We start from the raw sequence: 7577 nt of genomic DNA on the forward strand, positions 1-7577 counted from the left end.
CGTCTGGACGAAGACTGCGGACGAGATCCTCGAACGCCTCGCCTCATATCTGAACAGAATTCCCGACTCGGAACACTAGGGCGTGTTTCGAAAGTCCCGTCTGCCCGGCGGGGCTGTGCACGACGAAGCGGCCCACCTTGGTGGGCGGCTTCGTCGTCTGGAACGCCACTCCGTCGTCATCGACGTCCCCCGAGAGCGCGAGTTCGATTCTCCTCACCCGCTCCACGGCGAAGGCCCGGGTCATAGCCCGGGCCTTCGCCGTTCACCTTGATCAGTTGCCACGTCGTCGAAGGAACTCCGGCACGAACACGTCGCGTTGTCCGTGCCGGAGATCGAGGCGCTTCACCCGGCTCCGCGCCCCGCAGCCGACGGGTTCACATCGGGTGGCGGCGCCGACGGACTCCGGCCTCCTCTGCCAGGTGGCCTGTGCCACCCAAGACGATCACTTGGAAAGCCGTGCCGATGTAGGCGGTCACGAAGCGGGAGATCCTGCGGGTGGCGCGCATGGTGGGTCACCTGTCTGCTCGGGTCTGGGGGCTGCTGTTCTTCGAGCGCGCGTTCAGGCGTCACCAGTCGATGGCGTCGTCCATCGACTGCTGCCAGTACGTGACCTTGAGCGAGTCGTCGACGTAGACGCCCTTCGCGGGCAGCGACGGGTGGGCGCCCGCGCCGACGCTCTCGTTGCCGGAGGGGCCGTGGAAGTAGACCGTCAGGGACTTCGCGGTGTAGCCGTTCGAGCCACTGCCGTCGCCGACGGCGAGGCTCACGGAGGCGTACCCGGTCTCGCCCGGTCGGAGCGTGACGACTGCCTGCGGCTGCGAGTCCTCGATGACCGGAGGCACGGCCTGCGCCTCGCCGAAGCGGACGGCCGGGTAGCCGTAGAGGTAGCAGCTCTTGCCACCGGTGTTGGTAACCGTGAGCAGCATGTGGTTCACGGGACGGCTCAGCGGGGCCGCGACCGTCTTGGTGTTGGACCCCTCACAGGTGGCCGGCTTGCCGGAGGAGACGGGCGCCTTCGGCGCGGAGGTGTGCGGGGCGGGCGCCGTGGTGGCGGTGGCGGGCTTGCCGCCCGAGGAGGAACCCGAGGAGGAGGAACCCGAGGAGGAGTTGGAGCCGGAGCCGGAGGAAGGAGCGTCGGAAGAAGAACGCGCGGTCGGGGTGGAGGCCGTCGCGGCACCCTCGTTGCGAGCGCCTGTTCCGTCGTTGCACGCGGTCAGGGAGAGCGCGGCGAGAACGACGGTCGCGGCGGCGCCGACCAGACGGGTGCGGGAAGTGCGGAGACTGGACATGTGGCCGTGCCCTTCGGTGTTCGGGTGGGGATGGTGATTGGATGGCTGAAGCTTGTGAGGTGATCCGTCCCAACCGCCACGCACAGCGGGCAGTTGGGGACGCTGGAACACTGAAACGCGCTCTGACCAGGGAGAAGGCAGTGCCCCTGGAATGCGCGGCTGGAACACGGGGGATGGGGGAACGGGTGTCGGGGGCAACAGGGGCCGGGGAGACAGAGGCGTTCGCGCGACTGCTGCGGGAGCTCAAGGACCGCTCGGGACTCAGCTACGGGGCGCTTGCCAAGCGGCTGCACATGAGCACGTCGACGCTGCACCGTTACTGCAACGGCACCGCGGTGCCGATCGAGTACGCACCGGTGGAGCGCCTCGCCAGGGTCTGCCGGGCGACGCCCCAGGAGCTGGTGGAACTGCACCGGCACTGGATCCTGGCGGACGCGGCACGAGGGCGCAGGCCGGATCAGGTCGCGGCGACGGGTTCGGCTCAGGGAGCCGGTTCGGACGGCTCGACGGATGCGGTGGGTTCGGCGGATGCGGTCGGCTCGGCGGATGCGCCGGAAACGGCCGAAATCGCGGATGACGGCTCAGCGGCATCGCACGAAGGGAGCGACGGAGAGAACGGTGAGCCGATTGTCGTCGGTGTGCCGCGCGAGCTCGCGCCGCCACATCGACCCCGTCGTGGCCGCACCGTGCTGATCGCCTCCGTCGCGATGGCCGCCGTGCTGGGAGCCGCGGTGCTCACCGTGCGTCCGTTGTTCGACGACCGGAACGCCACGGATCACCGGCAGGCGACCGGTGCCACCGCCGCGGTCACCGGCACGGCCGACGCAGGGAAGCCGTCCGCCGCACCGTCCCCGAGCGCGACGGGACCCAAGCCCTCCGCTTCGCCCTCCCCTTCCGCCGTCGAGTCCAAGGGGGCCGGGGAGGGCGACGGCAAGCAGGGCGCGACCCGGCCCGCCGGCGGCAGCGCCACCGGCGCCGTCCCGCTCACTGTCGGCACCCGTTCGTACGTCTACGACAGCCCGTGCAGCCAGCACTTCCTCGTCGACAGCGAACCCGAGCAGGTCGGTCCGCCGACGAGCGAGGAGACCGCCCCGCGCTGGGCCGCCGCGTACGGGGCGGTCTCCTCGGGCGAACAGCGGGTCGCCCTCACCGTTCAGGGCACCCGCAAGGACACCGTCGTACTGGAGGCCTTGCACGTACGTGTCCTCACCAAGAGGGCACCGCTCGCCTGGAACGACTACTCAATGGGCGTCGGCTGCGGTGGCAGCGTCGACACCGAGTCGTTCGACGTCGGCCTGGACGACGGCAGTCCTGCGGTCACCGTCAAGAACGGGCAGCGTGACTTCCCCTACAAGGTCAGCGAGTCGGACCCTGAGGTCTTCTACGTCACCGCCCACACCGAGGCGCACGACGTCCGCTGGGACCTCACCCTGGACTGGTCCAGCGGCAGCCATCACGGCACCGTCCACATCGACGACAACGGCACCCCGTTCCGCACCAGCGCCGACGTGGGCCGCCCGGGCTACGACTACCCGCTGGGCGGCGGCGAGTGGATCAAGCGGGAGAGCTGACAGGATGCGGCGCGACATGCGCGTGCGCGGTCACGCAGCAGTGTGGCTGCCCGCCCACGAGGGCCGACGAGCCGCTTCGGAACGCGCGACACGGCTGCCCCCTGGAAGGCCCTCAGGACGGCATTCACCGGCGGGTCGGACGACTCACCGCCGGAGGCGAGCCGCCTTCACGCACGCACGGAGAGCCTCGATGCTCTTCCCGCCCGCTCCGCGCTGCGGCCGGCCGTGGCACGTTATTCCTCGTCGACGGTCTGCAGCTCGACGGGCCGGTCGGCCATGTCCATCGTCTGCGGCGTGGCCAGCAGCTTGTTCAGCCCGAGGGTCAACTGCACGACGAACGCGCTCAGCAGGACGGCCAGGGCTATTCGGACCAGGCTGTAGCCGGCGTCGATGTTCGCCTCGGTCGTGAAGTCGTCGGGCGTTTGGGGGTTGGAGTTGACCAAGGCCAAGAAGAGCCCGGCGAACACCGACAGGAACCACGCGCCGTAGGCCCAGACGACTCCGTTGCCGCCTGGCAGGGCCCTGATCCATCCCAGCCCGATGTCGGTGCGAGACATGGCGTTCGCGTGGCCGGCGCGCGCCCACCGCTGGTAGGCGTACGCAACCGCGATGAAGGCTACGAAGCGCAACACGCCCGTGGTGCTGATCGTCTGGAGCGCGCTGTGCAAAGCCTGCCGGTCGTAGCCGTTGCCGGCGGAGACCGAGTCCCATTGGTGAGCCCGTGCGTGCTCGGCGGAGAACCGCACGGCCTCGTTGACGACGGCTGCGGCGGCCGCGGCCAGCACCACAAGCAGTGGGCCCGACATGGAGACCCGACCGGGACTCACCTTGGACTGTATGAGCAACGCCGCCTTGTCGTTGCGCCCGCGACGCTGAGGCGGCTTCGACAAGTCGCTCTCCTGCTGACAGGCCGGACACAGTCCTTTGATCCCGTCGAACGCAACGTCCCGCTGCCGACACTTCCGGCACGTCAGTAGCATCCCGTGCCCCCTCTTTGCATGATCGCGGTTGAATTGAGCGCCGCATCCTATGGGATCTGCCAGAGAGGTGTCGATGCCTTCTGGATCTTCCTTTCGCGGCCGCCCGACGGCCCGACACGGTGCGGCCCGGCCGCGATGGCGCCGGGCCGGGTCCTGGAACCTCCGTGGAACCTCCGAGGTCAACCACCAACCACCGACAACAGCAATCAACAACCGCCCGATCAAGGGTCAGTTGAGATGAGCACCCCGCTGACCGGCCCCAAAGACCGGGCGGTCGAAACCCAGGGCGAGAGGAAATGGCCTCGTGCCTCCTGTGGTCCTCGTTCGGCGACGTACGTCACGTGACTGCCAGGAGGCGCGCCAGGGCGTTCTCGGGCAGCAGGAAGTCATCGTCGCCGCCAAGGTCTCCGGTGCGGTTCTGGGACAGGGGCGATCCCCAGGCTTCGGGGACGGGATGCCCTCTTCCAACTGCCCCAGGCCCCCCAGGAGAACCATGCACTGGCGCCCAGGCCGCGGATGATGTCTGGGGCATCGTGTCCATTTGCTGCGCCGAGCAAGGCGCCGATGGCGCCGACGATGAGGAGCAGGGTGAGGAAGGACCAGATCACGATCTTCATGTCGGGGAACGTATCGGCCTGCGCCGGCCCTCCGAGCGCCGCACCCGTTCAAGGCAGCCGGGTACGACCGGGCGGAGCGGCCGCGACGAGTGCTGCGGTACAGCAGCGGAGTACGGCAACCCTCGTGACCGTCCGCGGCCGCCGACGACCAGCGGCGGCCGGCTGACCAGCCAGCCCACCAGACCTCAATGACCTCCCAGCCGAGAGTTCGGGACGAAGGGGTCGCTCCGTTAGGGTGCGCCGCATGACCGGCGATGCCCCGCGCTGCCCCGAGTGCGACCAACCCCTGGAATGCGGCGGCCTGCTGCTCTCGAAACGGGAGGACGATGGCCGACGGACCTGCCGGTCGCTCTGGAGGTGTGCCGAACGGCATCTCTGGTGGACCTGGGCTGACCGACCGGACGAACCGTTGGAGATCTGCCCCATCCCCAGCCTGTTCCGATGACATCCGACGCCGACATCAACGAGGGCGGACGTCTGCGGACCATCGGCACAGGTCAGAAACACAGCGGACCAAGGCGGCGCCCCCGTGCAACTTGCTTCGGGACGAAGAGGTCATCGTGCAAGGTGCCTTCGATACGTTTAGGCCGTCGCAGCTTGCTCCGGTCGACGGCCGACAGCGTGGTTTGGGCCGCTGGAGGTACCGCGAGGCACACGCGTGCGTGGTCGGTCGGCGCACCGCCATCGTGGCTGACTGTCGTTCGGCTGAGGTTCAGACGGGGTGTGTCGAAGGTGCCGGCCATCAGTCGAGCGGGCTGAAGCTGGGCACTCAGCTGCTTGGTCGGGCCGTCACACGGCAGGACCGAACGACTGAGCGATACAGCAGCGGCCTGTGGCAGGACCGCAGACCGAGCAACTGGTCCGGAGGGGGATGGTGTCAGAAGTCTGGTCTAGGTTTGGCCCGTGACCCACAGTCGTTTTCATGCCTGGGCGCCCCACGAGCCTGACGTGCCGCCCTACCAGGTTGTCCTGGCGGAGACCGACTGGGGTTCGCTCCGGACGGCTTTCGGGTCCGGTGAGGACCTTCCCAAGGTTCTGACGCAACTCTTGGAGCCCGATCCCAGGATCCAGGTCACCACCTTGTGGGAGCTGGGTGAGCTGGTCGGCCACCAGAACACCATTTACGAAGCCACCGCCCCCACCGTCATGTACGTCGCCGGCATCCTCACCCACCCGGCGGCCATGACACGACGGCCCTATCGCGACAGCCCCGTCCGCGCGACGTTGTTGGGCTGGCTGGCTTCCACGCTTCACGACGCCTCCGACGAGATCGTCGCCCGCAACGAGGAGTACTTCCCCGGCTTCCTCACCCGCAGCACCACCGTGGCGGCCTTCCGGGACCTGCGCCCGATGCTCTATAGCGCCGTCGCGCCCTTCCTGCACGACAGCCACGAGGATGTGCGTGAAGCCGCCGTCATCGCCGCGCTCCTCCTCGCCGAGCACCCCGCGCTCACCGGGCACCGTGCTCACCTCGCCGTGCACGCGCGTCGCATCCTGGACACCAGCAGCAACGACCCCGACCGTCGCGTCGCGTGGAGGGCCCTCGAAGCATGGGGCCACAATCCGCCCGGCCCGGAGCCTCTTTCGGAGGAGGCCGAGGACCGGGGGCCGCACAGCGATGGCCGCGGCGATCTCGAACCTCCCTTCTGACCGATACGCGCGCGGCACACCTGCGGACCACGGCAGCAGGTGAGAGACGCACCGACCCGAGGTCGCGCGTGCCAGATCCGTGCCAGAACGCTGATCGCCTGGATCACCGGTGTCTTCCACCGGCCCGGCGACAGCCTGCCGACGGGCCTTGTGGACGGTCGCGTTAAGGCCGGCCGCAACCTCTTCCTGCCGCGTGTCGTCGGAGTGCTGACAGACCAGCGCCGCCTTCTCCGAGGACTGCCCGGCCCGCACCATCGTGTCCTTGAGGGTGGCGCCGGAGCGGGTGGACAGGGTGTGCCCGGTGTGACGGAGATCGTAGAGGCGGAAGCCCTCGGGCATACCGACGACCTCCCGGGCCCGTCGCCACCTCCGCCCGAAGGTACTGCGCCGGAACGGAGCTCCCTTCTCGCCGACGAACAGGGGCCCGTCCGGCCCCGGTTGGGCATAGCTCTCCAGATGCCGGCGGAGCTCCCGGTGCGGGAACGCGGGAAGGATCACAGTCCGCGTTCCCGCCTCCGACTCGGTGTCGCCCTGGACCCGCCGCCCGTTCATCCGCTCCGGTTCGGCGAGACGAACACGGACCCGAAGGGCGTCGAGGTCGACGTCCCGGCGGCGCAGGCCGGCCGGCTCCTCCGGCCGCAGGGGACCGTGAGCGCCGAGAAAGACCATGAGCCGCCACCGCATCCCACCGCCGCGGCGAGGGCGTCGACCTGGGCCACGGTGGCGATACGACGCTCGGCGGCCCTCTCCTTGCCGCCGCCCTTGATCCGGCAGGGGTTGCGCTGGATCAGTTCGTCGTCGACGGCCGTCCCCGTGATTCCTTTGAGGAGGCGGTACGCCTTGGCGGTGATCGTCTTGGCTCCGGTCACCCGCAGTCGTTCGGCCCGCCACTCGCGTACACGGGGCGCGGTGATCTCGTCCAGGTCCAGGTCCAGGTCCAGGTCAGCGAAGGCGGCCAGGTGCTTGTCGAGGAGGTAGCGGTAGAGGTCCCGCGTCAGCGCCGTCGGCTCCCGTTCCTCCACCCACTTGTCGGCGTAGGCCCGGAAGCCCACCGCCCCGGCCTCGGGATCCCGCCACTCCCCCGACGGATCTCGGTCTGCTTCTCCGCAAGCCAGTCGTCGGCCTCCGCGGTCGTGGCGAAGGTGAAGGGCGCCGGGCGCATCACACCGTCCGGTCCCGGATAGCGCGCCTGATACCGGCCGGAGGGAAGCCGCCTGATCGCTCCGAAACGGCGGCGCCCGCCCTTGTCGTTGGCCATCAGGCAGCCCTTCCATAGCGGGGACGAGGCCACCTCAGCGGCTGCACGGTGCGGGACTGGACGAACTCTTCGACCGCGCTCTCCGGGATACGGACATGCCGGCGGGTCTGTACGGTCAACGGCCCTGTCTCACATTCGGTGGTGACCGAGCGTGCTGCTGTCCGAGGAGGATGCGGTGGCGGAGGAGGGGGAAGCCTGCTCGTCCGTGGATC

General features: G+C 69.2%; 4 protein-coding genes and 1 pseudogene. 2 read left to right on the plus strand and 3 right to left on the minus strand.

All coding sequences use genetic code 11. The features are described from left to right. Positions 1-566: 566 nt before the first annotated feature. A complete protein-coding gene (locus ACZ60B_RS42140; RefSeq protein ID WP_469397186.1) occupies positions 567-1289 on the minus strand; it encodes a DUF4232 domain-containing protein in 723 nt (240 codons plus the stop codon). A gap of 173 nt (positions 1290-1462) precedes the next feature. Here ACZ60B_RS42140 and ACZ60B_RS42145 point away from each other — a divergent pair, with 173 nt between their 5' ends. Beyond that, entirely contained in the window at positions 1463-2860 is a 1398-nt protein-coding gene (locus ACZ60B_RS42145; RefSeq protein WP_469397190.1) for a helix-turn-helix domain-containing protein, read from the plus strand. A 233-nt stretch (positions 2861-3093) separates the two neighbouring features. Here the strand turns inward: ACZ60B_RS42145 and ACZ60B_RS42150 are convergent, their stop codons facing one another. After that, positions 3094-3687: a hypothetical protein gene (locus ACZ60B_RS42150; protein WP_469397193.1), complete on the minus strand. Its 594-nt coding sequence runs from the start codon at positions 3685-3687 to the stop codon at positions 3094-3096. Positions 3688-5360: 1673 nt separating this feature from the next. Between ACZ60B_RS42150 and ACZ60B_RS42155 the strand changes: the two genes are divergently transcribed. Next, the gene (locus ACZ60B_RS42155) at positions 5361-6107 is read left to right on the plus strand and encodes a hypothetical protein (protein WP_469397195.1); all 747 of its coding nucleotides are present in this window, start codon (positions 5361-5363) and stop codon (positions 6105-6107) included. A 66-nt stretch (positions 6108-6173) separates the two neighbouring features. On the opposite strand, the pseudogene ACZ60B_RS42160 reads toward ACZ60B_RS42155, so the two are convergent. After that, positions 6174-7365: pseudogene (locus ACZ60B_RS42160) on the minus strand (tyrosine-type recombinase/integrase); the annotation flags it as partial. Positions 7366-7577 lie beyond the last annotated feature (212 nt).

The sequence above is a fragment of the Streptomyces sp. NPDC104096 genome (genome assembly GCF_055584385.1).